The sequence below is a fragment of the Saccharopolyspora dendranthemae genome, assembly GCF_007829955.1.
GTDB classification, from domain to species: domain Bacteria; phylum Actinomycetota; class Actinomycetes; order Mycobacteriales; family Pseudonocardiaceae; genus Saccharopolyspora; species Saccharopolyspora dendranthemae.
In genome coordinates this window covers 217,731-240,915 of the sequence record NZ_VIWX01000006.1, presented here as the reverse complement: position 1 = coordinate 240,915, position 23,185 = coordinate 217,731, and the positions used below count along the sequence as shown (strand labels likewise).

Here is a 23,185-nt window from a genome sequence, read left to right as displayed (position 1 = left end):
GCCATTGTTCAGCCCTGAGCGGGTTTGCGATATCCGAGCTGCCAGACGTCGAGGTATCCGGAGCGGAACCCGGCCTCGCTGTAGGCGAGGTAGAAGTCCCACATGCGGCGGAATCGCTCGCTGAATCCCAGGTCGCGCACCTCGTCCCAGCGGGACAGGAAGCGCTGCCGCCAGTGCCGCAGCGTCGTCGCGTAGCTCGGGCCGAAGGAGTGCCGCTCGGTTCGCCGAAGACCGGTGTGCGTGTCGAAAGCCGTCTCCAGCGCTTCGATCGAGGGCAGCTGGCCTCCGGGGAAGATGTACTTGTGGATCCAGGTGTAGCTGCTGCTGGTGGCCAGCATCCGGTCGTGCGGCATGGTGATCGCCTGCAAGCCGATCCGGCCTCCCGGCGCCACCAGCCGGTCCAGCGCGGTGACGTACTCCGACCAGTACTCGCGTCCGACGGCCTCGATCATCTCCACGCTCACCACCGCGTCGAACTGGCCGGTGACCTCGCGGTAGTCGGCCAGCCGCACCTCCACGCGGTCGGCGAGGCCTTCCTCGGCCAGCAGCTCCTGAGCGAGCCGCTGCTGCTCGGCGGACAGGGTCAGGGTGGTCACGCGGGCGCCTCGCCGTGCGGCGCGCCCGGCCAGCGACCCCCACCCGGTGCCGATCTCCAGCAGCTCGGTCCCCTCGCCGACCGCGGCGAGGTCCAGGATCCGGTCGATCTTGCGGGCCTGGGCGGCGGCGAGGTCGTCGCCGGACGGCGGGAACAGGGCCGCCGAGTACGTCATCGTCTCGTCCAGGAACGTCGCGAAGACGTCGTTGGACAGGTCGTAGTGCCGGTGGATGTTCTCCCGGGCACCTACGAGCGTGCCCCGCTCCGCGCTGGGCTGGCGGGCGTCGACCCAGCGCCGGGCCCGTTGCAGCGGTGCGGGCACGAGCGTCGCGATCCGCGCGGCGAACGGGGTCAGCAGCTCCGCCGGCTCCGGGCTGGTCCACTCACCGGCCATGTAGGACTCGCCGAAGCCCACCTTGGCGTCCGCACCGAGCCGGTGGAAGAACGCCGCCGGGTCCTCGACGCGCATGAGCGGCGATTCGGGGCCGCCCGCGCCGAGGACTTCGCCGTCGGCGAGCGCGACGCGCACCGGCAAGGTGCGCACCGCGTGCCGGAACAGCCGCTCGGCGATGGCGGCGCGGACCGGCGATCGCGGCGGCCCGCCCAGCAGGTCCCACGGTGGGGTGGCGCTCGCGCTGTGCTGCGCGGCGGTGGTCGTGGTGGTCATCGGACTCCTTCCTGGTGGATGTGGGGAGTGCGGCGGTAGCGGGGAGCCCGCCGCAGCCACAGGGAGATGCCGTGGCGGCGGATCAGCGCGGCGACGCGCCGCGGTGCGAGCGGATGGCGCAGGGCCGCGCGCACCAGCCCTGCCGCGTTCGCCGGGCGGCGGCGACCCGTCATCGCGGCGCGGAACGCGACCCGGTCGTCCTGGATGAGCTCGACGCGCACCCGCAACCGGTCGCCGGGCGGTTCCAGCTGCATCCGGTAGTGGCCCTCGGTCGGCAGGAAGGGAGAGACGTAGAACCGCTTCCCGACCTCACCCACACCGTCGGCGTCGGGTCGCAGCAGGTAGCAGTGCCTCTCGCCGTAGGTGTTGTGGACCTCGGCGACCACGCACTCCGGTGAGCCGTCCGGCCGGTGGCACCAGAAGACCGTGATCGGGTTGAACGCGTGGCCCAGCACCCGGGCGCCCGCGAGCATCAGGACCCGGCCGCCGCGGAGGTCGACGCCTTGCAGCGCGAGCCAGCGGTCGAGGTTCTCGCGGATGCTGCGCTGCGGGTCGCCGAGGTGGTCTCGGGCGTCGAAGCGGATCAGCGGGCGGAGCGGCCGGGGCAACCGGGGCAGGTCGTCGAGGTCGACCAGCCAGGTGTGCGCCCGGTGCAGGAAGCGGTTCCGGGGCGCGACCTCGCGGGAGTGGGTGATCACGACGTCGTAGAGGTGCACGATCACCACCCCGATCCCAGCGCCGCGGCAGCCCGCACACCGGAGAGGCAGCCGTCCTCGTGGAAGCCCCACCCGTGGTAGGCGCCGGCGAACCGCAACCGGTCGTCGCCGATGGACGGCAGGTCCGCTTGCGCGGCAACGGATTCCGGCGTGTAGATCGGGTGCCGGTAGGACATCTTCGCGAGCACGCTGCCCGGGTCCACCTCGGCGTCGCCGTTGAGCGTCACCACGTGGTCGTCGGGCTCGGCGAGACCCATCAGCCGGTTCATGTCGTAGCTGATCCGGGCACCGCCGGAATCGCCCGCGCATTCGTTCTTGAGGTAGTTCCAGGACGCTCGCGCTCCCCGGCGGGACGGGAGCACGGATCCGTCGGTGTGCAGCAGCGTCGCGTTCTCCGAGTAGGCGAAGGCCCCCAGCGCTCGTCGCTGCGCGGCGGTCGGCTCGGCCAGCAGGCGCAACGCCTGGTCGGCGTGGGTGGCCACGACCACGCGGTCGAACTCGTGCACCTCGTCGTCGGCGGAGCGGACCTCCACCCGGTCATCGAGCCTGCGCACCGAGCGGACCGGCGTCGCGGTGCGCACCGCGTGCAGGCCGTTGCCGATCCGGCGCACGTACTCGCGGGAGCCGCCGACGACGGTGCGCCAGGTCGGGGAGCCGCTGATCGACAGCATCCCGTGGTGCCGCAGGAACTCGAACAGGTAGCGCGCCGGGTAGCGCCCGCTGGTGTCCGGCCCGGCGGACCAGACCGCGGAGACCAGCGGGATCGCGAAGTGCTCGGTGAAGTGCCGGGAGTACCCGCCGTCGGAGAGGAACTCGGCGAGCGTGCGCTGGTCGTCGCCGGGCCCGTCGAGCAGTTCCGCGGCCTGCCGGTGGAACCGCCGCACCTGCGAGAGCGTCCGCAGGTACCGGAGGTCACCGACGTTGCGCGCGTGCGGGAACAGCCCGCGCAACCGCTTGGCACCGGCGTACTCCAGCCCGCATCCCCGGCACCGCACGCTCAGCGACATCTCGGTGTCCCGGGTCAGCACCCCGAGTTCGCCGAACAGCCGGAGCAGCTGCGGGTAGGTGCGCTCGTTGTGCACGATGAACCCGCTGTCGACGGCGATCGTGCGGCCGTCGCCGGTCTGCACGTCGTGGGTGTGGGCGTGCCCGCCCAACCGGTCCTCGCCCTCGAAGAGCACCACGTCGTTCGCGCGGGACAGCAGGTGCGCGGCGGTCAGACCGGACACCCCGGCGCCGACGACCGCGACGCGTCCCCGGCTCATCGCGAGCTCCGCACCGCGGCGCAGTCGCCCGCGAACGCGGCGACCTGCTCGTTCCACTCGCGGACGTGGCGGAGCATCGCGTGCCCGGAACCGCGGATCACCTGCCGCGAGACGATCGCTCCCGCCCGCCGGGCGCGGAGGGCGTAGACGGCGGAGCTCTGGGGTGAGGTCGTCAGGTCCCGGTCGCCGTGCGCGATCCGCACGATCCGGCCGTTGAGCTGGGAGACCGGGTCCTGCTCGGTCGTCCACGGTGCGAGCGCGCACACTCCGATCACGTCCGCTTCACCGGCCAGCCGCAGCGCGACGCGCCCGCCCATCGAGTGCCCCAGCAGCGCGATCCGGCTGCCCGGGTGCGCGGTGCGGATCAGCTCGACCGCTCGGCGACCGTCGCCGACCGCGTCGAGGGCGGGTTCGTTCCAGCCCCGCACCCGGTTGCGCAGCACCCAGACGGCGGTGTCCGACCGGTGCGCGGCGCGGGCCAGCGGGAACATGCGCCGGTAGGCGAAGTGGGCGGCGCGCACCGGTGCACGGCTGACGGGCCGTCCGCCGTGCAACACCAGCACCACGGTCCGCGGCGGCGTCGTGGGCGACGTCAGAACCCGGAGATTCGGTTCGTGCATGCCCTGGATTCGTGGCCGGACCTCGCGCGGATTGCTCGTGTGACCACGGACACGAACACCAGTCCGCGGCGGTGTCCGCGCCGAATTCGACGCAGGAGGCATCCGACCTGGGAGGCGAGCGTGTCGCTGGTGAGCACGACCCGCAGCGGAGCTGCGAACATCATGGAGGAGATCGTCGATGGCACCTTCGGGATGCCGTTGCCGATCGGGGTGCGCGCGTGGGACGGCAGCCACGCCGGACCTGCGTCCGGACCGCAAGCGGTGCTGCGGAGGCGGGCCGCGCTGCGGCACTTCCTGTGGAGCCCGGGCGAGCTGGGCCTGGCGCGGGCGTTCGTGGCAGGTGATCTCGACGTCGAGGGCGACCTCACGGACGGGCTCCGCCGCTGCTGGGCGGCGGTGCGCAGGAACGGCCTCGACGGCTGGCGGATCGGCGCTCGCGGGTGGCGGGACATCGCCCTCGCGGCGCTGCGCCTGGGAGCGATCGGCCCCCGGCCGCCCATCCCGGCGGCGGAGGCGCGGATGTCCGGTGGGCTGCACACGCGGCGGCGCGACCGCGCCGCGATCGCGCACCACTACGACGTGGGCAACGACTTCTACGCGCTGCTGCTGGATCCCTCGATGGCTTACTCCTGCGGCTACTTCCCGACGGGCGCCGAAGACCTGGCGGCCGCGCAGGAGGCGAAGCTGGAGCTGATCTGCCGCAAGCTCGGGCTGCGCGAGGGCACACGCCTGCTCGACGTCGGCTGCGGGTGGGGTTCGCTGCTGCTGCACGCCGCCCGCTACCACGGCGTCGAGGCGACCGGGATCACCTTGTCGCGCAGCCAGTTCGAGCACATCGAGCGCCGCGTGTCCCAGCTCGGCCTGCAGGGGCGCGTGCACGTGCGGCTGCAGGACTACCGGGAGCTCACCGACGAGCCCTACGACGCGGTTGCCAGCGTCGAGATGGGCGAGCACGTCGGGGAATCCCGGTACGACGAGTACGTCGCGACGCTGCACCGGATGCTGCGCCCGCGCGGACGGCTGCTGCTGCAGCAGATGTCCCGGTCCGGATCCGCGGCGGAGGGCGGCGGCGCGTTCATCTCCTCCTACATCGCCCCGGACATGACGATGGTCCCGGTCGGCCGCACGGTCGACCGGATCGAGGCGGGCGGTTTCGAGGTGCGCGACGTGGAGGCGATGCGGGAGCACTACGCGTCCACGGTGGACGCGTGGGCGCGGGTGCTCGACGAGCAGCAGGAGCGGGCGCTGCAGCTGCTCGGCCCCGAGCAGCTGCGGGTGTGGCGGCTCTACCTGGCGGGCGGTCTGCTGGCGTTCGAGGAGAACCGCATGGGCGTTGACCAGATCGTCGCGGTGCGATCGGACGACCGCGGTGCCAGCGGGATGCCTCCGGTGCTGCGAGAGGCCGTGCGATGAGCCCCTTCGCCCTCCCCGCAGCGCTCGCCGTCGCGGTGCTCGTGGTGACCGCGACGTTCGCGATCGCCCGGTTGCGCGGCCGGTACGACACGATCGACACCGCGTGGGGGGCGGGGTTCGCCGTCATCGCGATCACGTCCTTCGCGGCCGGCTGGACCGGTGCGCTGCCCGCCGCGCTGGTGGTGGTGTGGGGAATCCGGCTGGCGGTGCACCTGCACCGGCGCAACGCCGGGCTCTCCGAGGACCCGCGCTACGTGGAGATGGCGGCACGCGCGCAGCGGTTCCCCGCGCTGCGGATGTACGTGCGCGTCTACCTGGTGCAGGGCCTGGTGATGTGGCTCGTCTCGATGCCCGTGCTGCTCGCCGGCCCCGGCATCGGCGCCTGGAGCGTGGCCGGTGCCGCGGTGTGGGCGGTCGGGATGTTCTTCGAAGTGGTCGGCGACGAGCAGCTGCGGCGCTTCCGGGCCGATCCCGCCAACGCCGGGGAGGTCCTTGACACCGGGCTCTGGCGCTACACCCGCCACCCGAACTACTTCGGTGATGCCTGCGTCTGGTGGGGCGCGTACCTGATGGCCTGCCAGCACTGGCCGGGTCCGCTCACCGCGCTCTCGCCGCTGCTGATGACGTGGCTGCTCGCCAGGGGCTCCGGAAAGCCCCTGCTGGAACGGCGGTTGCGCGAACGGCGACCTGCGTACGCCGACTACGTCGAGCGCACCAGCGGTTTCCTGCCCTTGCCGCCGAAACGGCCGTGATCCGGGCAATCCCGGAGCGAGTCCGCGACGAAGGAAGGGCATGAGATCACCCGCGATCCGCGCCTTCTCCGGGGTGCTGGCCGTCATGTCCGCGCTCGCCGCCGGGCACCTGCTGGCCGGCCTGGTCGAGCAGAACGCCTCCCCGTTCCTCGCGGTCGGCAACAGCGCGATCGACCTGACCCCGCAACCGCTGAAGGCGCTGGCCATCCGGTGGTTCGGCGAATCGGACAAGCTGGTGCTACTGGCGGGGATGGCGGTGGTCATCGGGTTGCTGGCGGTCGTCGCGGGGCTGGTGTCGCGACGCGGCCCGGCACCCGGTGCGGTGCTGATCGCCGCGTTCGGGACGCTCGGCGTCGCCGCGTCGATCGCCCGCCCGGACGCGGGCGCCTTCGGGGCGCTGCCGTCGCTCGTCGCGATCGTCGTCGGGGTCGGCGCGTTCGTCGCGCTGCTGCGCACCGACCCCGGCCCCGCGACGGGACGACGGGCTTTCCTGCTCACCGCAGGCGGTCTCGCGGCGGGTTCGCTGATCGCGGGCTTCGGCGGGACCGCGCTGTCGCGGCGACCCGCGGGCCGCGCGCGCGAAGCCCTCGCGAGCCGCTTGCCCGCGCCGCAACCGCTTCCGGGAGGCGCGGACTTCGCCCGCGTCGGCACGCCGACCTTCCGCACGGCGAACGCGGACTTCTACCGGGTGGACACGGCGCTGGTGGTGCCCCAGGTCGATCCGGACGCGTGGCGGCTGCGGGTGAGCGGGATGGTCGGGCGTGAGCTCGAACTGTCCCTCGACGACCTGCTCCGCCGCGGCCAGGAGACGCGGACGGTCACCCTCACCTGCGTGTCCAACGAGGTCGGCGGCCCGTACACCTCGACCGCCGACTTCACCGGGGTCCCGATCCGCGACCTCCTGCGCGAAGCCGGGGTGCTCCCCGGGGCCGAGCAGGTCTTCAGCACCAGCGAGGACGGCTACACCGCCGGGACGCCGATCGAGGCGCTGACCGATCCGGACCGACCGGCCCTGCTCGCCTACGGCATGAACGGGCAGCCGCTGCCCGCCGAGCACGGGTTCCCGGTCCGGATGGTCGTCTCGGGCCTCTACGGGTTCGTGTCGGCCACCAAGTGGCTGACCGACCTGGAGCTGACCACCTTCGACCGGCAGACCTACTGGGAGCAGCGGGGTTGGGCGCAGCAGGCGCCGATCAAGGTGCAGTCCCGCATCGACCGGCCGAAGCCGTTCGAAAAGGTTCCGGCCGGGCGCTTCACGGTGGCGGGCACAGCGTGGGCCCAGCCGCACGGCGTCGACCGGGTGGAGGTGCGGGTCGACGATGGTCCGTGGCAGGAGGCGCAACTGTCCACAGAGGTCTCGGGTCACACGTGGCGGATGTGGCGGGCCGAGCTCGACCTGGCGCCCGGCGGGCGCACCGTGGAATGCCGGGCCACCGACAAGACCGGGAAAACCCAGACGCAGCAGCGTGTTCCGACCGTCCCGGACGGCGCCACCGGCTGGCACTCGATCTTCTGCACCGCGAGGGAGCGGTGAAAAACCCTCGCTGCGGACCAATCCCGCGCGGCACCTGGTCCGAATTCCTGGTGACCGACGTTCGACAGAGGAGATGATGGTCGATGACCGCACTTCGCCGCAGCGCCCTCGGCGCCGGTGCCGCGCTGCTCACCTTCGGACTGGCCGCTTGCGGCGGGATGTCCGAGCAGCAACCGGCTGATCAGGGACAGGCACCCCCGCCCCCGCCGCCGTCGCCGGCCGCGCCGATGCAGCAGGGCATGACCACGGCCTCGGACGTGTTCGGTCCGGGCTGTTCCCAGGTCCCCACCGATCCGGCCAACCCCGGCTCGGTGCAGGGCATGATCGACGACCCGGTCGGCACCGCCGCGTCCAACAACCCGCTGCTGACCAAGCTGACCGCCGCGGTCAAGGCCGCCGGTCTGGTCGACACGCTGAACAAGTCCGACGCGCAGTACACCGTGTTCGCCCCCGCGGACCCGGCCTTCGACGCGATCCCGCCGGAGAAGTTGCAGGCGATGCTCTCCGACCCCGCCCAGAAGGAGGCGCTGACCAGCACGCTGACCTACCACGTCGTCCCGCAGCGGATGACCGCCGACGACCTGTCCAAGGCGGGCTCCGTCGACACCGTCCAGGGCGGGAAGGTCAAGGTCGAGGGCTCCGGAGACCAGCTGAAGGTCAACGGTGCGAGCGTGCTGTGCGGCAACGTCCCCACCGCCAACGCCACGGTCTTCGTGGTCGACCAGGTGCTGATGCCCCCGCAGTGACCTGTTCAGGCGGCGCGGGCGGGTCCGGTTCGATCACCGGGCCCGCCCGCGCTGTTGCGCCTGGCGTGGATACGGGTGCGGGTGATGAAATTCGCGGCTCTGTTTCGTCCACGTCATTTTTCTGTTAAAAAACAGTACAAGCGTTCTGCATTTCCCCCGACTGCTGAGGAGATCCGCCCGTGAGCCGAGAGTCGGAGGGCCTGCAGCTGACGGCCGGCGTCTACGAGTCCATCCAGTTCCGCGATGGGCACCAGCCCGAGTTCAGCCAGGCCGTCTACGAGGTCCTGGAGTCGCTCGAGCCCGCCCTCGCCCGCAACCCGGAATACCTGCGGTCGGGTGTGCTGGAGCGGCTGTGCGAGCCGGAGCGGCAGATCATCTTCCGAGTGCCGTGGACCGACGACTCGGGTGAGGTCAAGGTCAACCGCGGTTTCCGCGTCGAGTTCAACTCCGCGCTCGGGCCGTACAAGGGCGGGCTCCGGTTCCACCCGTCGGTGAACATCGGTGTCATCAAGTTCCTCGGGTTCGAGCAGATCTTCAAGAACGCCCTCACCGGGCTGCCGCTGGGCGGCGGCAAGGGCGGCTCCGACTTCGACCCGAAGGGCAAGTCCGACGCCGAGATCATGCGCTTCTGCCAGTCGTTCATGACCGAGCTGCACCGGCACCTCGGCGAGTACACCGACGTGCCCGCGGGTGACATCGGCGTCGGGCGGCGCGAGATCGGCTTCCTGTTCGGCCAGTACAAGCGCATCACCAACCGCTACGAGTCGGGCGTGCTCACCGGCAAGGGCCTCAACTGGGGCGGTTCGCAGGTGCGGACCGAAGCGACCGGCTACGGCACCGTCTACTTCGTCGAGGAGATGCTGCGCGCTCGCGACGACGGCTTCGACGGCCGCCGCGTCGTGGTGTCCGGTTCGGGCAACGTCGCGATCTACGCCGCGCACAAGGCCGAGGAGCTCGGCGGCACCGTCGTGGCGATGTCCGACTCCGGCGGCTACGTCGTGGACGAGAAGGGCATCGACATCGAGGCCGTCCGCGAGCTCAAGGAGGTCCGCGCCGGTCGGCTCAAGGAGTACGCCGACGACCACCAGGGCGCCCGGTTCGTCGAAGGCGGCTCGATCTGGGACGTGCCCTGCGCGATTGCGCTGCCCTGCGCGACCCAGAACGAGCTCGACGACGAGGCCGCGCTCGCCCTGGTGCGCAACGGCGTCGTCGCGGTCGGCGAAGGGGCGAACATGCCCACCACGCCCGGCGCGGTGAAGGTCTTCCTCGACGCGGGGACGTTGTTCGGCCCCGGCAAGGCCGCCAACGCCGGTGGCGTGGCCACCTCCGGCCTGGAGATGCAGCAGAACGCGTCCCGCGACTCGTGGCACTTCGACTACACCGACGCCCGGCTGTCGGAGATCATGGCCGACATCCACCACGGATGCCTGGAGACCGCGGAGCTCTACGGGGTCCCCGGCAACTACGTGCTCGGCGCCAACATCGCCGGGTTCACCAAGGTCGCCGACACGATGCTCGACCTCGGCGTCATCTGACGGTCGATCACCCCGCCACACCGGCCGCGCGCTTCCGCGAGGCGGTCCAGCTCGGCATCGCCGAAAATCACGGAGTTGGACCGTCACGCCGGAGCCCTCCTGCGCATCGGACGGTTCGTGATCGATACGCGAGAACTGCAGCGTTCGGAGGAGGGGGTCGTGCCGCGCAGCGTCTACCAGCGGCTTCGGCACCCGCGCGACCCGAGGCTCCGAGGCCTGATTCGGCTCGCCACCCGCACCGCGGAGAGCAGCGGCCGGTACCGGCTGACGGGCCTGGCCGGTGAGGCCGCGTTCTTCACCCTCACGTCGCTGCCCCCGGTCCTGCTGAGCGTCGTCGCCGCTCTCGGTTACGTCGCGGGCTGGCTGGGCCGCGACGACACCGTGCCCGCCGTGGAGAGCGCCCTCGTGGAGGCAGCCGGGGCGGTGCTCTCGCCGCAAGCGATCGACCAGCTGCTGCGCCCGGTGCTGCACGAGGTGCTCGGCTCCGGTCGGGTGGGGATCATCTCGATCGGTTTCGCGCTCGCGCTGTGGTCCGGTTCGACCGCGCTGAACGTCTACATCGACACGATCTCGGTGGTCTACGGACTCGGTGGCCAGCGCGGCGTGGTGCGCCAGCGGCTGATGTCGGTGCTGGTGTACGTGGTGGGTCTGCTGGTGGCGCTGATCCTGCTGCCGCTGCTTGCGGTCGGCCCGTCGGTGATCGCCGGGTGGGTGCCGCAGGCGACGGGGCTGGTGTACGGGCTGTACTGGCCGCTCATCGTGCTCGGCTCGATCGCTTCGCTGAGCACCCTGTACATGGTCTCGGTCCCGATCCGCTCGCCGTGGCACGAGCACGTCCCCGGTGCCGCGGTCGCCCTGCTGGTGTGGCTGGCAGGCAGCCTCGGGCTGCGCATCTACCTGGACGTGAGCTTGGAGAACTCGCCGGTCTACGGCGCGCTGGCCGCTCCGATGGGCGTGCTGCTGTGGCTGTACGTCACCGCCTTCGCCGTGCTGCTGGGCGGTGCGGTCAACGCCGAGCTCGACACCGTTCAGCCGTCCCGCGCCATCGCCATCGCGCGGCGCGCCATCCGCGAGGAAGGGGAGACGGCGTGACCGCGCGGCCGAATGCGATCATCGGATGCGCCGCTCGCAGGTGCGGCGCTTTGGCCCTCCGGTGGAATCGCCTCCACCGATGAGCTGCGGGAGACTTCCGGCGTGACCGAGCGGGTCGACACCGACCAAGACCTGATGGCCGCCGCCCAGCGGGGCGACGGCGTGGCGTTCGACGAACTCGTCCGCCGGCACACGGCCACCATGTACCGCGTCGCGTTCCGCGTCCTCGGCGACCGGGCCGAGGCGGAGGACGCCGTGCAGGAGGCCTGGGTGTCCGCCTGGCGCTCCCTGAGCCGCTTCCGCGGCGACGCCGCGCCCACCACGTGGCTGTACCGCGTGGTGACCAACTCCGCGCTCAGCCAGGCCCGCAGGCGCTGGGCGGTCCCGATGGACATCAGCGACGAATCGATGAACCACCTCCTCACCGATGACGGGACCGGCAACCCGGAGGGCAAGGCGGTGCGTTCGGAGGAGGCCGACCTGGTGCACCGGGCGATCGCCACCCTCGAACCGTCGCAGCGGGTGCCGCTGGTGCTCCGCGAGTTCGAAGGGATGTCTTACGAGGAGATCGCCGAGGTGCTAGAGGTGAACACCACTGCGCTGCGGTCCCGGTTGCACCGCGCGAGGTTGGCACTGCTGTCGAGGTTGGAGGAGATGCGCCGTGGGTGAATTTCCCCTCGACCCCGATCACGTGCTGGCCTGCGGTCACACCCTCGGTGAACTGGTCGAACACCTGGCCGGGGACTCGACGCCGGAGTTCGCGGCGCACGTCGCGGGGTGCTCGCACTGCCGCGCCGCGCTGGACCGGCTCGGGCCGGGCTGGGCACCGGTGCGCCGCGCGGCCGCGGTCTCGGTCGAGCCGCCGCACGGTCTGGTCGACCGCGTGCTGCTGACCTCACGGCAGGCCCGCGCGGCGAACGCGGGTGCGTCGATCGAGATCGCGCAGGACGGCGGATCGCTCCGGGTGACACCGCACGCCGCGCTGGTGCTGGCGAGGCGGATGACCGCGGACCTCCTCGCCCGCATCGGCGGCGCGCACGTGCTGTCCTGCACCGGTGATTCGCAGGAGATCCGGATCGAGCTCGTGGTGAGCTACGGCTCGGACGCTCCCGAGCTGGCCGTGCGACTCCGGGAGGACATCGAGTCCGCGCTGGCCGACGTGCTCGGCGCGGGCGCGCCCCCTGTGTGGGTGCGCATCGCCGACGTGGTCGTCCCCGAGCAGCCGTGATCCTCTCTCGCATGTGATCCACGTCTCACGGCCGTCACGGGTTCGCGGGGACGCGCATCTGATCTTCCGTCGGCAGCGGTTCGGCCCGGCTCGCGGTTCCCGCGACCGGTCGGCCGCGAAGATCGAGCGGAAGGACGCACCCCATGGCTCAGTCGAGCGGAAACACCACCCAGCGCAGCGAGAACCAGGACATCACGTCGGGTTCGCCGGCCACCGGCTCCGGCCAGGTCCGCGCCGCCGAGGAGACCTCGTACGGCAAGACCACGATCGCGGCTTCGGTGGTGCAGAAGATCGCGGGGATCGCAGCGCGCGAGATCTCCGGTGTGCACGCGATGGGCGGCGGGGTTTCCCGCGCGTTCGGCGCGATCCGCGAGCGCATCCCGGGCGGGAGCGGCACCTCGTCGACCTCCGGCGTGCAGGTCGAGGTCGGGGAGAAGCAGGCGGCCGTCGACCTGGACATCATCGTCGAGTACGGCGCGTCCATCGTCGAGATCGCCCGCGCGGTGCGGCGCAACGTCATCAACGGCGTGGAGCGGATGACCGGTCTCGAGGTCATCGAGGTCAACATCGCGGTCAACGACATCCACCTGCCTTCCGAGGACGGCGAGGCGAGCGACACCGCCTCCACGGGCCAGTCCTCCCGGGTCGAGTGACGGCGCATCGCGGGGTGAGCGCCGTCGAGGCGGTCGACCGGGTCGCGGCAGCCGTGCTCGCGCACCCGGCGGTGGCCGGGCTGCACGGCGGAACGTTCGGGGACATCACCACCTACCTGCCCGGTCGCCGGGTGGCCGGAGTGCGGTTTGCCGACGCCGATGCAGCCGTTGCCGTCGGAGTCGTGCTGCGGCTCGGGGACCCGCTTCCGGAGGTCGTGGACCAGCTGCGGGGGCGCGTGGTGGCCGAGCTCGGCGAGATTCCGGTGGACGTCGAGATCTGCGGCGTCGTCGCCCCGGGCGAAGACGGTGCGGGCGAAGGAGTTCCGGGACCGGGCGGCGCTTGATGGAGCGCGATCGGGATCCGGCGGCGCGGAGCCGGTACCGGGCTTTCGTCCGCACCCACCACCCCGACGCGGGTGGTGATCCGGAGGTGTTCGCGGCGGGCCTGGAGCTATTCCGGGCTCGCGAGCGGCCCCGGAACGACCGCCCCGACCGCTACGACGCACCGGTGGAAGTGGTGCCGGACGCGCGCAGCGTGTCCGGCCTGGTCAAGCGGGTCAGGGCGTGGCGGCGGCGCAGGAGCCGGAGCCGGGTGCGGTGACGCGTCGATCCATAGAACAACAGGAGGTCAAGGCGGATGAACGGGACGCAGACCGGTGCGCTGGCCGGGTTGATCCTCGGACTCGCCGCTGCGGCAGGCGGTTTCACGGGTTTCCTGATCGCGCTCGTGCTCGGAGCGATCGGGCTGGTCGTCGGCAGGGTCCTGGACGGGGACCTGGACGTCGGTGACGTCCTGGGCAGGGGCAAGGACCGATGAGCGCCCCCGCCGAGGAGCAGGACTCGGGCGAGCGCGGCTCGCTGGAGATCGATCGCGTCGTGCTGCGCAAGATCGCCGAGCACGCGGCGTCCGGCGTCTCCGGTGTCGCCCGCACGCGCCGCGGTCCGAACGCGAAGCTCACCGGGCCCGACGAGGAACTGCGGATCCGCTTGGACCTGCCCGTGCGCTACCCGGAACCGGTGCGGGACGTCGTGCGCCAGGTGCGCGGCGCGGTGAGCGAGGAGCTGACGAAGCTGGCCGGTGCCGGAGTGCTGAACGTGGAGGTCACCGTCTCAGCGCTGGTGCCCGCCGCCCGACGAAACCGAGTGGGGTGAACCGTGCGCTTCGTCGTTCGAGTGTTCACGTCCCTGGCCGGTCTGATCGCGATGGCCGCGGGAGTGCTGCTGATCGTGGAGGTCGTCGGGGCCTGGGCGCGCCCGGACTCGGGCGGAGTTCTGGTGCCGTGGCCGGCCGCGCGACCGGTGCTGGCGCGCGTGACCTGGCACGAGCCGCCGGTGCTGGGGATCGCCGCCGGGTGCGCGCTGATCGGCCTGGTGCTGCTGGTCATCTCGCTGCTGGCGGGACGCCGGGTGGTGCGGCTGCTCGACCCCGCACCGGAGGTGACGGTGACGACCGATCCGCGCTCGCTGGCCAGGCTGGTCGGGCACCGGGTGCGCGCCGAGGACGGCGTGGCGGGCGCGGTGGTGACAGCGCACCGGAAGCGGGTGCGGGTGAAGGTGACCGGCAGGTTCCGCGCGGTCGGTGATCTGCGCGATCGGGCGGCCGCGACCGCGTCCGCCGCGGTCGGCGGTCTGCCGCTGCAGCGCGGCCCGCGGGTGTCGGTCTCGGTCTCCCCGGCGAAGGAGCGGTGATGGCGCAGGACAACGAGGAGGTGCGGCCGAGCCGCACGCCGGTCGGACGATCCCTGGGGTTCGAGCGCTCGCTGCTCGGCGTGCTGGCGATCGTGCTGCTGGCCGCCGGGACTTCGGCTCTGGTGGTCGGTTTCGGTCTGCTGGGGCGGTTCCGCGCGGCACGTCCGGTGCTGGACCCGCTGCTGGAGGACTGGATCAGCGCGCACCGCGTGCCCTTCCTCGCAGCGGGCCTGGTGCTGGGCGCGGTGCTGATCGTCACCGGGATCTGGTGGCTGCGGCGGTCTCTGCGCCCCGAGGGGCGGCCGGACGTGCCGCTGAGCGACGAGTCCGGCGGTTCGGCCACGATCACTTCAGGCGCGTTGGCGGACGCGGTGCGCGGTGACGCCGAGCGGGTCGCCGGGGTCAGCCGCGCGCGGGCGCGGATGGCGGGCACCGAGCAGCGGCCGCACCTGCGGCTCGCGCTGTCCTTGCAGGACGGTGCCGACGTGCGCGGTGTGTGGGCCGAACTGGACGAGAAGGTCCTGCAGCGCGCCCGCAGCGCGCTGGGCGCCGAGCGGCTGCCGACCGCGATCCACTTCCGCTTGGAACGCGAGGCCGGCAGCCGGGTCAGCTGAGCGGTCAGGACTGGAAGATCTTGGTGGTGTGGCGGAACGACCAGAGGACCACCACGGCGGCCAGCGCCGTCAGGGGAGTGCCCATGGCGATCTTGGCGAAGGCCAGCCAGCCGGTGGAATCGGCCAGGTAGAGCCATTCCTTGACCACGAAGCGGCCCGCGAACACCAGCAGGACCGCCAGGGACGCGAGGTAGTGCGCGCGCAACGCGGAGCGGTTCTGCCGCCAGGGGTTCTTCCCGCCGTGCAGGGCGTTCCAGATGACACCGGTGATCGGGCGGCCCGCCAGCATCGTGGCGAGCACGACGACCGCACCGGCCAAGCTCGCCCAGATACCGATGAGGAAGAAGTCCTTGGCGGACCCGGTCCACGCCGCGACACCGCCCGCCACGGCGATGGCGAGAACACCACCGAGCGCCGAGGACAGCTTCTCCCCGCGCAGCACCCGGAACCCGGTGAGCGCCAAGGCCACGGCGAGCGCGATCCCGATCGACGCGGTCAGCGGCAGGAAGGAGGTCGCGGTCACGAACACCACGACGGGCAGCGTCGTGAACAGCATTCCGACCGGCCCGCCGAGGCCGTCGAGCATCGCCTGCTTGATGTCGACCGGCTCGTCCTCGGTCGCGGGCGTCTTCGACTCTGCCGTGGTCATTTCGCGTCTCCTATGTGCTTGGTGAGGAAGCGGTCCGCAGCGCGGAACATGGCGATGAGGTTCTCCGGGTTGACGATCGCGTGGCCCTCGTCGGGGAAGACCAGGTACTCGACGTCGAGTCCGTTGTCGCGCACGGCTTGCACGATCAGGTCGGATTCGTCCTGCACGACCCGCGCGTCGTTGGCGCCCTGGACCACCAGCAGCGGTGAGCGGATCTCGGCGGCGCGGGTGATCGGGGAGCGGGCCAGCATGTCGGCTTCCTGCTCCGGGTCGGCGGGGTCGCCGACGTAGCGGAACCAGTTGTTGACCAGACCCGGTTTGACGAAATCGGGCTGGGTGCGCATGAAGTTCGCGAGGTCGGAGATGCCGACGTAGTCGACGACCGCGGCGAAGCGATCCGGTGTGAAGGTGGCTCCGACCAGCGCCGCGTATCCGCCGTAGGACCCGCCGAAGATCGCGACCCGGTCCGGGTCGGCGTACCCCTGCTCGACCGCCCAGTCCACGCCGTCGATCAGGTCGTCGTGCATGGCTCCCGCGAACTCGCCGATCGCGGCCAGGGTGTGGGCCTTGCCGAAGCCCGTCGAGCCTCGGAAGTTGACCTGCAGCACCGCGAAACCGCGGTTCGCCAGCAGCTGCGCCACCGGGTTGAAGCCCCAGGCGTCGCGCGCCCACGGTCCACCGTGGACCACCAGCACCAGCGGGAGCCCCGACGGTGCGACGCCGACCGGAAGCGTCAGGTACGACGGCAGTTCCAGCCCGTCGCGGGCGGTGATGGTCACCGGTGTCATCGGCGCCAGCGACTCGGGGTCCAGGTGCGGCAACGGCCGGAACAGCAGTCGACGCTCACCCGTGGCGTGGTCGTAGAACCAGGTCGCGCCCGGATCGCGGTCGTGGTTGAACGAGACGATCCAGCGCTGTCCCGAGTCGTCGGAGGAGAACTCGCCGACATCACCGTCGGAGAGCTTCTCCAGTTCCGCGAGCACGTCGGCGAAGTGCGGGTCGAGCGGCCGGATCACCTGGCGCTCGCCCAGGTAGCGGGCTCCGAGCAGCTCGCCGCGCCGGTCGCGGATCAGCGTCTCGGGCGAGGTGGGGAACACCTGCGGGCGAGGGTCCAGGTCGAACTCCGGGTGGCTGTCGACCTCGGTCTCGGCACCGGTGGCCAGGTCGATGCGAACCAGCCGGGTGCGGTCGGTGCCCTCGTTGCTGCCGAACCACATGCCGCGCCCGTCGGGCGTCAGCTGCAGCAGTGCGCCCACCGGGTGGTCGACGCCGGGGAACAGGCGCACGCGCTGGAGCGCGCCGTCGGCAGAGGGCCGGGCGATCTCGATGTCGCCCTCGGCCGTGAGCGAGCTGACGAGCAGTTCGCCTGCAGCCTGGAACCAGCTCATGCCGAGCCCCGGGCTCTCGCCGAGCAGCGTGAGCTCGCCGGTCGCGACGTCGAGCTCGTGCAGGTCGAACTCGGCGGGGGTGCGCGCGTTGAGCAGGAGCGTGAGCTTGCCGGGGCGGTCGAGGGACGGCTCGAACGAGACGACCCGGGCGCCGGGGAACGGCGTCAGGTCGACGGCGGGCTCACCGGGGGCGTTGACGTCCGCCCGGTGCAGGTGCCAGTTCTCGTCACCGCCGTCGTCCTGCAGGTAGAGCAGCCACCGCGGGTCGTCGGTCCACTGGAAGCTCTGCACGCTGCGGGTCTCGTCGGCGGTCACGCACTGCGGTTCCGCGCCGGGTTCGAGGTCCTGCACCCACACGTTGAGCCGGTGCTTCCAGGGCGCGAGGAACGCGAGCCTGGTGCCGTCCGGCGAGATGCGGGCCCGGGTCCGCTGCGGTTCGGCGAAGAGGTCCTCGACCGAGAGGTGGTCGGGTCTGGTCATGTCATCCCCCTGGGATCGTGGCTGTGGGTCCAGGAGAAGGTGTGCCGCTGCGTCATGCTCAAGCCTCCGGCAGGGTGATGCGCATCACGCTTGACCGTGCCGCAGCGGCACGGTTTTGACTTGAGGGCGCAACGCCGTGGAGACGAGGAGACACCTGGTGGCCTGGAGCACTCGCGAAATCGCCGAGCTCGCCGGAACGAGCCTGCGAGCCGTGCGGCACTACCACGAGGTCGGGCTGCTGGAAGAGCCCGAACGTCGGTCCAACGGCTACAAGCAGTACGGCGTCGCGCACCTGGTGCGCTTGCTGCGCATCAAGAGGCTGGTCGATCTCGGGTTCTCGCTGTCCCAGATCGCCGCCATGGGCGACGCCGACGACCACCCGGAGGAAGCCCTGCGCGCTCTCGACGCGGAACTCGCCGCCACCATCGACCGACTCCAGCGCGCCCGCGTCGAGCTCGGCCTCATCCTGCACCAGTCCGCGCCGACCGACCTCCCACCGGAGCTCGGCTCGGCGGCCGCGGGAACCGAGATGACCGAGGCCGACCGCTCGTTCCTCGTCGTGGTCTCCCGGGTCCTGGGCCCGCAGGGCATGCAGGCCTACGTGGACATGCTGCAGAGCAACCCCGGTGAGGACGCGTCCCCCGCGTTCGACCACCTGCCGGCCGACGCCGACGAGCAGACCCGCCAGTCCGTGGCCGCGGAAATCGCCGAGGAGACCCGCGCGCTCTACGAGAAGCACCCCGGCCTGCTCGAACTCGCCGCGGACGCCCCGGGCGGCTCCCGGCACGCCTGGATCACCGCGGGCAAGGCCCTCATCGACCTCTACAACCCCGCCCAGATCGACGTCCTGCAACGGGTCCACAAACTCGTCCACGACTCCTGAGTCGCTGGCAGGTTCAGGACACGGCGGTTGACGGCGTGCGGGTGCGGGTGTGTGCTCGCGGTGAGGTGATCAACCGTGCGCACTCACCGATCTCACCGCGCGACAGGGGTTCTCGGGCTCGTGCTGGCCGCGGTGGTCGCGTTGCCCGCGACGGCGTCCGCCGCCGACCCGTGGAACGGGGATTTCGCGGACTTCCCGGGCGATTCCTGGTCGCAGCGGTGGGGAGTCGTCGACGACGGGCGGTTCGGGTTCGACCGGATGTCGGGCCAGGACGGTGCCGTGGACGTCTTCTACGGGCGGGGTTCCTCCGCGCCCTCCTGCGATGACTGCCCCAGCGAGGGCGGCGGCCAGTTCTACAGCGACTTCACCGCTGCCGGACGCGGCGACCTGGCCGAGGCGCGCAGCCTCCGGCTGACCTACCAGGCCAAGTTCCCGTCGGACTGGGACTTCGGCAAGGGCGGCAAGCTGCCCGGTCTGTACGGCGGGGCGCCGGGCGAAGCCGGCGGCGGCAACCACGGTCAGGCCTGGTCGACCCGGTTCATGTGGCGCAACGACGAGGGCTCCGGTGCGCGCAGCGCCGACGGCGAGGTCTACGTCTACGACCCGTCGATGGGCGATGGCTACGGCGAGGACGTCGGTCGCGGCGCCTGGCAGTGGCAGGCCGATGACCAGTGGCACACCGTCGCGCAGACCGTCGACCGCGACACCGGGCGCATCGTGGTGAGCATCGACGGGCAGCAGGTGCTCGACGAGCAGGGCATCGAACGGATCGCCGAGATCCCCTTCGCCGGGATCTTCTTCTCCACCTTCTTCGGGGGTCACGCGACCGAGTGGGGCCCGAGCCGTGACGTGCACGCCCAGTTCCGCGATTTCGAGGTCACCACGCCCTGATCGATAACGAGCAGGCGGCGGTTGCGCGAAAATGACGGCCGCGTTCCCGCCTGGACGGGATGATTCCGGTCATGAGGCGCTCCAGGTGGGGCGGAAATGGATCGGGAGGGACCCGGGTGAAGGCACAGGCGAAACGACGCGTGCTGTGGAGCGCGGTGGTCGCGGGGTTGCTGATCAGCACGCCGCCCGCCTTCGGCGCGAGCGACCCGGACACCGCTGCGCAGCGGGCGTTCGAGGCGTCCGCCGCCGAATTCGGCGTCCCCGCACCGCTGTTGATGGCGACCTCCTACCAGCTCACCAGGTGGGAGGACCACCGAGGTGAGCAGAGCCGCGCCGGCGGGTACGGGCCGATGCACCTCACCGAGGTCGACCTCGCGCAGCTGCGCGAGCAGAACCCGAAGCTGCGCGAGCTCGCCGACCACCCGGCGCTGCACACGCTGCCGGAGGCCGCGAAGCTCCTCGGCGTTCCGGCCGAGTCGCTCAAGCGCGATCCGGAGAGCAACATCCGGGCCGGTGCCGCGCTGCTGGCCGAGCGCGCCAAGCAGCTCGGCGGCGGCGAGCTGCCGAACGACCTCGGCGGCTGGTACCCGGCGATCGCCGACCTCAGCGGCAGTCCGCAGGCCAGCGGTGCGCAGGACTTCGCCGACAGCGTCTACGACGTGCTCGATCAGGGACGCGCGCGCACCACCTCCAGCGGGCAGCACGTCTCGTTCGGCCAGATCCCCGAGGTGACCCCCGACCGCGACCTCGCCCGCACCGGGCTCGCCGCGGACGAGTCGGAATCCCGCGCCGAATGCCCGGAATCGCTGGACTGCCGGTATATCCCGGCGGCCTACGCGCCGACCGATCCCGAGGACCCGTCCGCCGGTTACGGGAACTACGACACGGCCGACCGGCCCGACGACGTCGAGATCGACTCGATCGTCATCCACGACACCGAAGTCTCCTACCAGACGGCGATCTCGCTGTTCCAGGACCCGGCGAACGGTGCCTCCTCGCACTACGTGATCCGGTCCTCCGACGGCGAGGTCACGCAGATGGTGCCGACCAAGGACATGGCCTGGCACGCCGGTAGCTGGGACCGGAACATGCACTCCATCGGCATCGAGCACGAGGGCTGGGCCAACGAGGGCGGCACCTGGTACACCGAGTCGATGTACCGCTCCTCGGCGAAGCTCGTGCGGTACCTGGCGGAGAAGTACGACATCCCGCTCGACCGCGAGCACATCGTGGGCCACGACGAGGTCAGCGCCGACAAGCCGTCGGGCGCCGGAGCCGAGCACTACGACCCGGGGCCGTACTGGGACTGGGCGCACTACATGAACCTCGTCGGAGCACCGCTGGACGGTGAGCGGGGCGACGGCGAAGCGGTCACGATCTACCCGCGCTTCGACACCAACCAGCCGCCGGTCAGCGAATGCCCGGACGGTGCCTGCCAGGACCTGCCCGCACAGCCGGCGAACTTCCTCTACCTGCGGACCGAACCGCGCGGCGACGCGCCGCTGCTGAGCAACCCGGCGGTGCACCCCGACGGCGCACCCGGCACCACTCGCATCGAGGACTGGTCGGCCAAGGCCGCGACCGGTCAGCGCTACGCCGTCGCCGAGCGGAAGGGCGACTGGCTGGCCATCTGGTTCGACGGCAAGAAGGCGTGGCTGCGCGATCCGGGCGGCGAGAACACCGCGCCCGCCGAAGACGCCGACCTCGTCGAAGCCCGTCGCGACGGCATCCCGACCTACGGCATGGCGGTCCCGTCGCCCCGCGAGTACCCGGAGGGCATCGATCCTCGCGAGATCGAACCGCTGCCGTACACGATCCCGGCCGGGCAGGTCTACGTCGCCGGCGACGGCGTGCGCGCGACCGACTACAACGCGGTGTACGACGGCATCGAGGACCCGAACAACCACACGGTGATCAGCGGAGCCGAGCAGTACGTGCGGATCTCCTACAACCACCGCTGGGTCTACGTGAAGCGCGCCGACATCAAACCGACCTGATCCACCCGATGCCGTGGTCCGGCAGGGCGTCCACCTCGGCATTTCCCAGTTTTAGTCCTAATCAGGCCGCTTTCGTGCCCGAAATGTCCACTCAGTTTGGACTAAAACTGGGAAATGCCTGGGGCTCCGCTCCCGCCGGTCGCGGGAACACCGGCCCGGAGGGGGTCAGCCGCGGCGCTGGGCGGCCTGGTCGAGGAGTTCGCCGACGGTGCGGCTGCCCGCGGCCGTGTCCCCGTTGAAGCGGCGCAGGATCTCGATCCGCGCCTCGGCGGCCTGCCCCTGCGCGACCTGCAGCAGCAGCAGGTCCTTGTCGGCGGAGGGCAGTTCGGTCATCCAGGCGCCGAGCGCCTTCGGGTCGAGGGACTCCTGCAGCGGCATGCTGTTCTCGGTCGCGACGGCCAGCAGGTCCTCGTCCAGGCGCAGGAACTCCGCGAGCGCTCGCTGCGCGTGGGTGAGCTGACCCAGCCCGGGCGGCACGACCGGTTCGGGCTCGTCCTCGGCGCTGGTGTCGAAGGCGAACTCGTCGCGCTCCCAGGTCCCGTATCCGGCGAGCCACGCGATGTAGAGCGAGCGCAGGTCCCCGGCAACGATCTCGGTGCGGATCTCGGCGAGCCGGGCGAGCAGGCCGTCGCGGTCGATCTCGGGGGACTCCTCGTCCTCGCTGGTGAAGTCCAGCACCACGTGCTCCTCGGAGCTCCACACGTCGACCCGCTCGGCGACCTCGAACTCCTCGGCCACGGCGTCGTCGAGGTCCCCGCGCGCGACGCGGATCATCAGCCGTCGCGTTCCCCAGCTCGTCACGTGCAGGTGAGCGTCGTAGTAGGACTCGACGAGCACGTCCGGGTCGCCCCGGAACTCGTCCTGCTCGTAGGTGCCGGTGAAGGTGGTGCCGGTGACCGACGCGCGGGCGGAGAGCTCGCGCACCTCGGCCTGCTCCTCATCGCTCAGCGGCCGGTCGACCGCGAGGAACTCGTAGTGCTGGTACTCGCTCACCGAAAACCCCGCAGCTCCTAGGGAACACCGAGCCGCCAGGCTACTCATCGACGCGGTGGAGCGGACGAACGGCTCGTATCGTCCGGGCTTCGCCCGTTGGGATTACTGGCCGCGAACATCTTCCGGGGCGCTGGTAAGTATCGATTTCCGGGCGAACCGGATTGGTTCGCCTTCCCCGAATCATCCCGGAGGACCCATCATGAGACGCGCTCGCTGGACGCTGAGTGCACTCGGCGCGATGGCCGCCTTGTCGGTCGTGCCCGCGCTGCCTGCCTCTGCCGATTCCGTGCTCATTACCAAGATCACCAACGTGGCCGACAAGTCGCGCTGGGTGGTCAACAGTGAGAGCTCCGCGGTCGGCACCCTGCGCCCCCACTCGACCGCGCAACCGCGGTCGTTCGACCAGTGGGTCATCGCCAAGAGGCCCGACGGCGCGGTGTCCATCCAGAGCAAGGAGAACCGCCAGTGCGTCACCGCCGAGACGCGTGCCGGAGGTGAGCTGCGCACCGTCGCCTGCGACCCGTCCAGCCCGACCCAGACCTGGACGATGAACCGCCGCAACGACGGATCGGTCGTCATCAGCCCGAAGTCCGCGGCGCGCTACGTCGTGGCCGTCCAGCAGCCCCCGGCCAAGAACGGCTCCCTGCAGCTCACCGAACGAGAACAGGTCACCAGCAATTCCACGAAACCCGACCACAGCGCCATGGACAGCCAAGCCTTCAAGCTCGACCTCTGAGCGGAGCGGAAGACGGCTGCCCCGTGGTGGTGGGGAAGTTTTCATGAAA

General features: G+C 71.3%; 26 protein-coding genes. 19 read left to right on the top strand and 7 right to left on the bottom strand.

Translation table 11 applies throughout. The features are described from left to right. Positions 1-8: 8 nt before the first annotated feature. The 4 genes from FHU35_RS25625 to FHU35_RS25610 are packed head-to-tail and all read right to left on the bottom strand — an operon-like array spanning position 9 to position 3,863. A complete protein-coding gene (locus FHU35_RS25625; RefSeq protein WP_145744265.1) occupies positions 9-1,262 on the bottom strand; it encodes an SAM-dependent methyltransferase in 1,254 nt (417 codons plus the stop codon). Next, positions 1,259-1,987 (bottom strand): DUF1365 domain-containing protein, encoded by a 729-nt coding sequence (locus FHU35_RS25620; protein WP_222429496.1) that lies wholly within the window; start codon positions 1,985-1,987, stop codon positions 1,259-1,261. The genes FHU35_RS25625 and FHU35_RS25620 overlap by 4 nt, the downstream gene beginning before the upstream one ends. Next, positions 1,981-3,243 carry an NAD(P)/FAD-dependent oxidoreductase gene (locus FHU35_RS25615; RefSeq protein WP_145744263.1) on the bottom strand — a complete coding sequence of 421 codons (1,263 nt, stop codon included), beginning with the start codon at positions 3,241-3,243 and terminating at the stop codon, positions 1,981-1,983. The genes FHU35_RS25620 and FHU35_RS25615 overlap by 7 nt, the downstream gene beginning before the upstream one ends. Continuing rightward, positions 3,240-3,863 carry an alpha/beta hydrolase gene (locus FHU35_RS25610; RefSeq protein WP_145744261.1) on the bottom strand — a complete coding sequence of 208 codons (624 nt, stop codon included), beginning with the start codon at positions 3,861-3,863 and terminating at the stop codon, positions 3,240-3,242. The genes FHU35_RS25615 and FHU35_RS25610 overlap by 4 nt, the downstream gene beginning before the upstream one ends. Positions 3,864-4,025: 162 nt before the next feature. On the opposite strand from FHU35_RS25610, the gene FHU35_RS25605 reads away from it, so the two are divergent. From FHU35_RS25605 to FHU35_RS25535, 15 genes are all read left to right on the top strand, one after another. Then, the gene (locus FHU35_RS25605) at positions 4,026-5,276 is read left to right on the top strand and encodes an SAM-dependent methyltransferase (protein WP_145744680.1); all 1,251 of its coding nucleotides are present in this window, start codon (positions 4,026-4,028) and stop codon (positions 5,274-5,276) included. After that, positions 5,273-6,028 carry a DUF1295 domain-containing protein gene (locus FHU35_RS25600; protein WP_145744259.1) on the top strand — a complete coding sequence of 252 codons (756 nt, stop codon included), beginning with the start codon at positions 5,273-5,275 and terminating at the stop codon, positions 6,026-6,028. Before FHU35_RS25605 ends, FHU35_RS25600 begins: the two co-directional genes overlap by 4 nt. Before the next feature lie 40 nt (positions 6,029-6,068). After that, positions 6,069-7,562, top strand: coding sequence for a molybdopterin-dependent oxidoreductase (locus tag FHU35_RS25595; protein ID WP_145744257.1), 1,494 nt, complete (start codon positions 6,069-6,071; stop codon positions 7,560-7,562). An 83-nt stretch (positions 7,563-7,645) separates the two neighbouring features. Further along, positions 7,646-8,308 carry a fasciclin domain-containing protein gene (locus FHU35_RS25590; protein WP_145744255.1) on the top strand — a complete coding sequence of 221 codons (663 nt, stop codon included), beginning with the start codon at positions 7,646-7,648 and terminating at the stop codon, positions 8,306-8,308. A gap of 200 nt (positions 8,309-8,508) precedes the next feature. Next, positions 8,509-9,843 (top strand): NADP-specific glutamate dehydrogenase, encoded by a 1,335-nt coding sequence (gdhA, locus tag FHU35_RS25585; protein ID WP_145744677.1) that lies wholly within the window; start codon positions 8,509-8,511, stop codon positions 9,841-9,843. A 159-nt stretch (positions 9,844-10,002) separates the two neighbouring features. Beyond that, positions 10,003-10,935: a YihY/virulence factor BrkB family protein gene (locus FHU35_RS25580; protein WP_186459612.1), complete on the top strand. Its 933-nt coding sequence runs from the start codon at positions 10,003-10,005 to the stop codon at positions 10,933-10,935. Between the two features lie 102 nt (positions 10,936-11,037). Beyond that, a complete protein-coding gene (locus tag FHU35_RS25575) occupies positions 11,038-11,604 on the top strand; it encodes an RNA polymerase sigma factor (RefSeq protein WP_145744251.1) in 567 nt (188 codons plus the stop codon). Continuing rightward, the gene (locus FHU35_RS25570; RefSeq protein WP_145744250.1) at positions 11,597-12,163 is read left to right on the top strand and encodes a hypothetical protein; all 567 of its coding nucleotides are present in this window, start codon (positions 11,597-11,599) and stop codon (positions 12,161-12,163) included. Before FHU35_RS25575 ends, FHU35_RS25570 begins: the two co-directional genes overlap by 8 nt. A gap of 143 nt (positions 12,164-12,306) precedes the next feature. Continuing rightward, positions 12,307-12,816, top strand: coding sequence for an Asp23/Gls24 family envelope stress response protein (locus tag FHU35_RS25565; protein ID WP_145744248.1), 510 nt, complete (start codon positions 12,307-12,309; stop codon positions 12,814-12,816). A gap of 14 nt (positions 12,817-12,830) precedes the next feature. Then, positions 12,831-13,160, top strand: a complete 330-nt coding sequence (locus tag FHU35_RS25560; RefSeq protein ID WP_145744246.1) for a hypothetical protein — start codon at positions 12,831-12,833, stop codon at positions 13,158-13,160. Then, entirely contained in the window at positions 13,160-13,417 is a 258-nt protein-coding gene (locus FHU35_RS25555; RefSeq protein WP_145744244.1) for a hypothetical protein, read from the top strand. The genes FHU35_RS25560 and FHU35_RS25555 overlap by 1 nt, the downstream gene beginning before the upstream one ends. A gap of 36 nt (positions 13,418-13,453) precedes the next feature. Then, entirely contained in the window at positions 13,454-13,633 is a 180-nt protein-coding gene (locus tag FHU35_RS25550; RefSeq protein ID WP_145744242.1) for a hypothetical protein, read from the top strand. Then, positions 13,630-13,968 carry an Asp23/Gls24 family envelope stress response protein gene (locus FHU35_RS25545; RefSeq protein ID WP_145744240.1) on the top strand — a complete coding sequence of 113 codons (339 nt, stop codon included), beginning with the start codon at positions 13,630-13,632 and terminating at the stop codon, positions 13,966-13,968. The genes FHU35_RS25550 and FHU35_RS25545 overlap by 4 nt, the downstream gene beginning before the upstream one ends. A 3-nt stretch (positions 13,969-13,971) precedes the next feature. Continuing rightward, the gene (locus tag FHU35_RS25540; protein WP_145744238.1) at positions 13,972-14,505 is read left to right on the top strand and encodes a DUF6286 domain-containing protein; all 534 of its coding nucleotides are present in this window, start codon (positions 13,972-13,974) and stop codon (positions 14,503-14,505) included. After that, positions 14,505-15,119 carry an Asp23/Gls24 family envelope stress response protein gene (locus tag FHU35_RS25535; RefSeq protein WP_145744236.1) on the top strand — a complete coding sequence of 205 codons (615 nt, stop codon included), beginning with the start codon at positions 14,505-14,507 and terminating at the stop codon, positions 15,117-15,119. The genes FHU35_RS25540 and FHU35_RS25535 overlap by 1 nt, the downstream gene beginning before the upstream one ends. Before the next feature lie 4 nt (positions 15,120-15,123). Here FHU35_RS25535 and FHU35_RS25530 read toward each other — a convergent pair whose 3' ends face one another. Both FHU35_RS25530 and FHU35_RS25525 read right to left on the bottom strand, forming a co-directional pair. Then, a complete protein-coding gene (locus FHU35_RS25530; protein ID WP_145744234.1) occupies positions 15,124-15,768 on the bottom strand; it encodes a DUF3159 domain-containing protein in 645 nt (214 codons plus the stop codon). Then, a complete protein-coding gene (locus FHU35_RS25525; protein ID WP_145744232.1) occupies positions 15,765-17,636 on the bottom strand; it encodes a S9 family peptidase in 1,872 nt (623 codons plus the stop codon). The genes FHU35_RS25530 and FHU35_RS25525 overlap by 4 nt, the downstream gene beginning before the upstream one ends. A gap of 157 nt (positions 17,637-17,793) precedes the next feature. Here FHU35_RS25525 and FHU35_RS25520 point away from each other — a divergent pair, with 157 nt between their 5' ends. The 3 genes from FHU35_RS25520 to FHU35_RS25510 all read left to right on the top strand — a co-directional run bounded on the left by FHU35_RS25520 (position 17,794) and on the right by FHU35_RS25510 (position 21,407). Further along, positions 17,794-18,519: a helix-turn-helix domain-containing protein gene (locus tag FHU35_RS25520; RefSeq protein ID WP_145744230.1), complete on the top strand. Its 726-nt coding sequence runs from the start codon at positions 17,794-17,796 to the stop codon at positions 18,517-18,519. Between the two features lie 75 nt (positions 18,520-18,594). Continuing rightward, on the top strand, positions 18,595-19,410 hold the full coding sequence (locus tag FHU35_RS25515; RefSeq protein ID WP_246110572.1) for a polysaccharide lyase: 816 nt from the start codon (positions 18,595-18,597) through the stop codon (positions 19,408-19,410). 116 nt (positions 19,411-19,526) lie between these two features. Further along, on the top strand, positions 19,527-21,407 hold the full coding sequence (locus FHU35_RS25510) for an N-acetylmuramoyl-L-alanine amidase (protein ID WP_186459610.1): 1,881 nt from the start codon (positions 19,527-19,529) through the stop codon (positions 21,405-21,407). A gap of 165 nt (positions 21,408-21,572) precedes the next feature. Here FHU35_RS25510 and FHU35_RS25505 read toward each other — a convergent pair whose 3' ends face one another. Next, positions 21,573-22,400: a hypothetical protein gene (locus FHU35_RS25505; protein ID WP_145744226.1), complete on the bottom strand. Its 828-nt coding sequence runs from the start codon at positions 22,398-22,400 to the stop codon at positions 21,573-21,575. 199 nt (positions 22,401-22,599) lie between these two features. Between FHU35_RS25505 and FHU35_RS25500 the strand changes: the two genes are divergently transcribed. Next, on the top strand, positions 22,600-23,136 hold the full coding sequence (locus FHU35_RS25500; RefSeq protein ID WP_145744223.1) for an RICIN domain-containing protein: 537 nt from the start codon (positions 22,600-22,602) through the stop codon (positions 23,134-23,136). Positions 23,137-23,185: the final 49 nt, after the last annotated feature.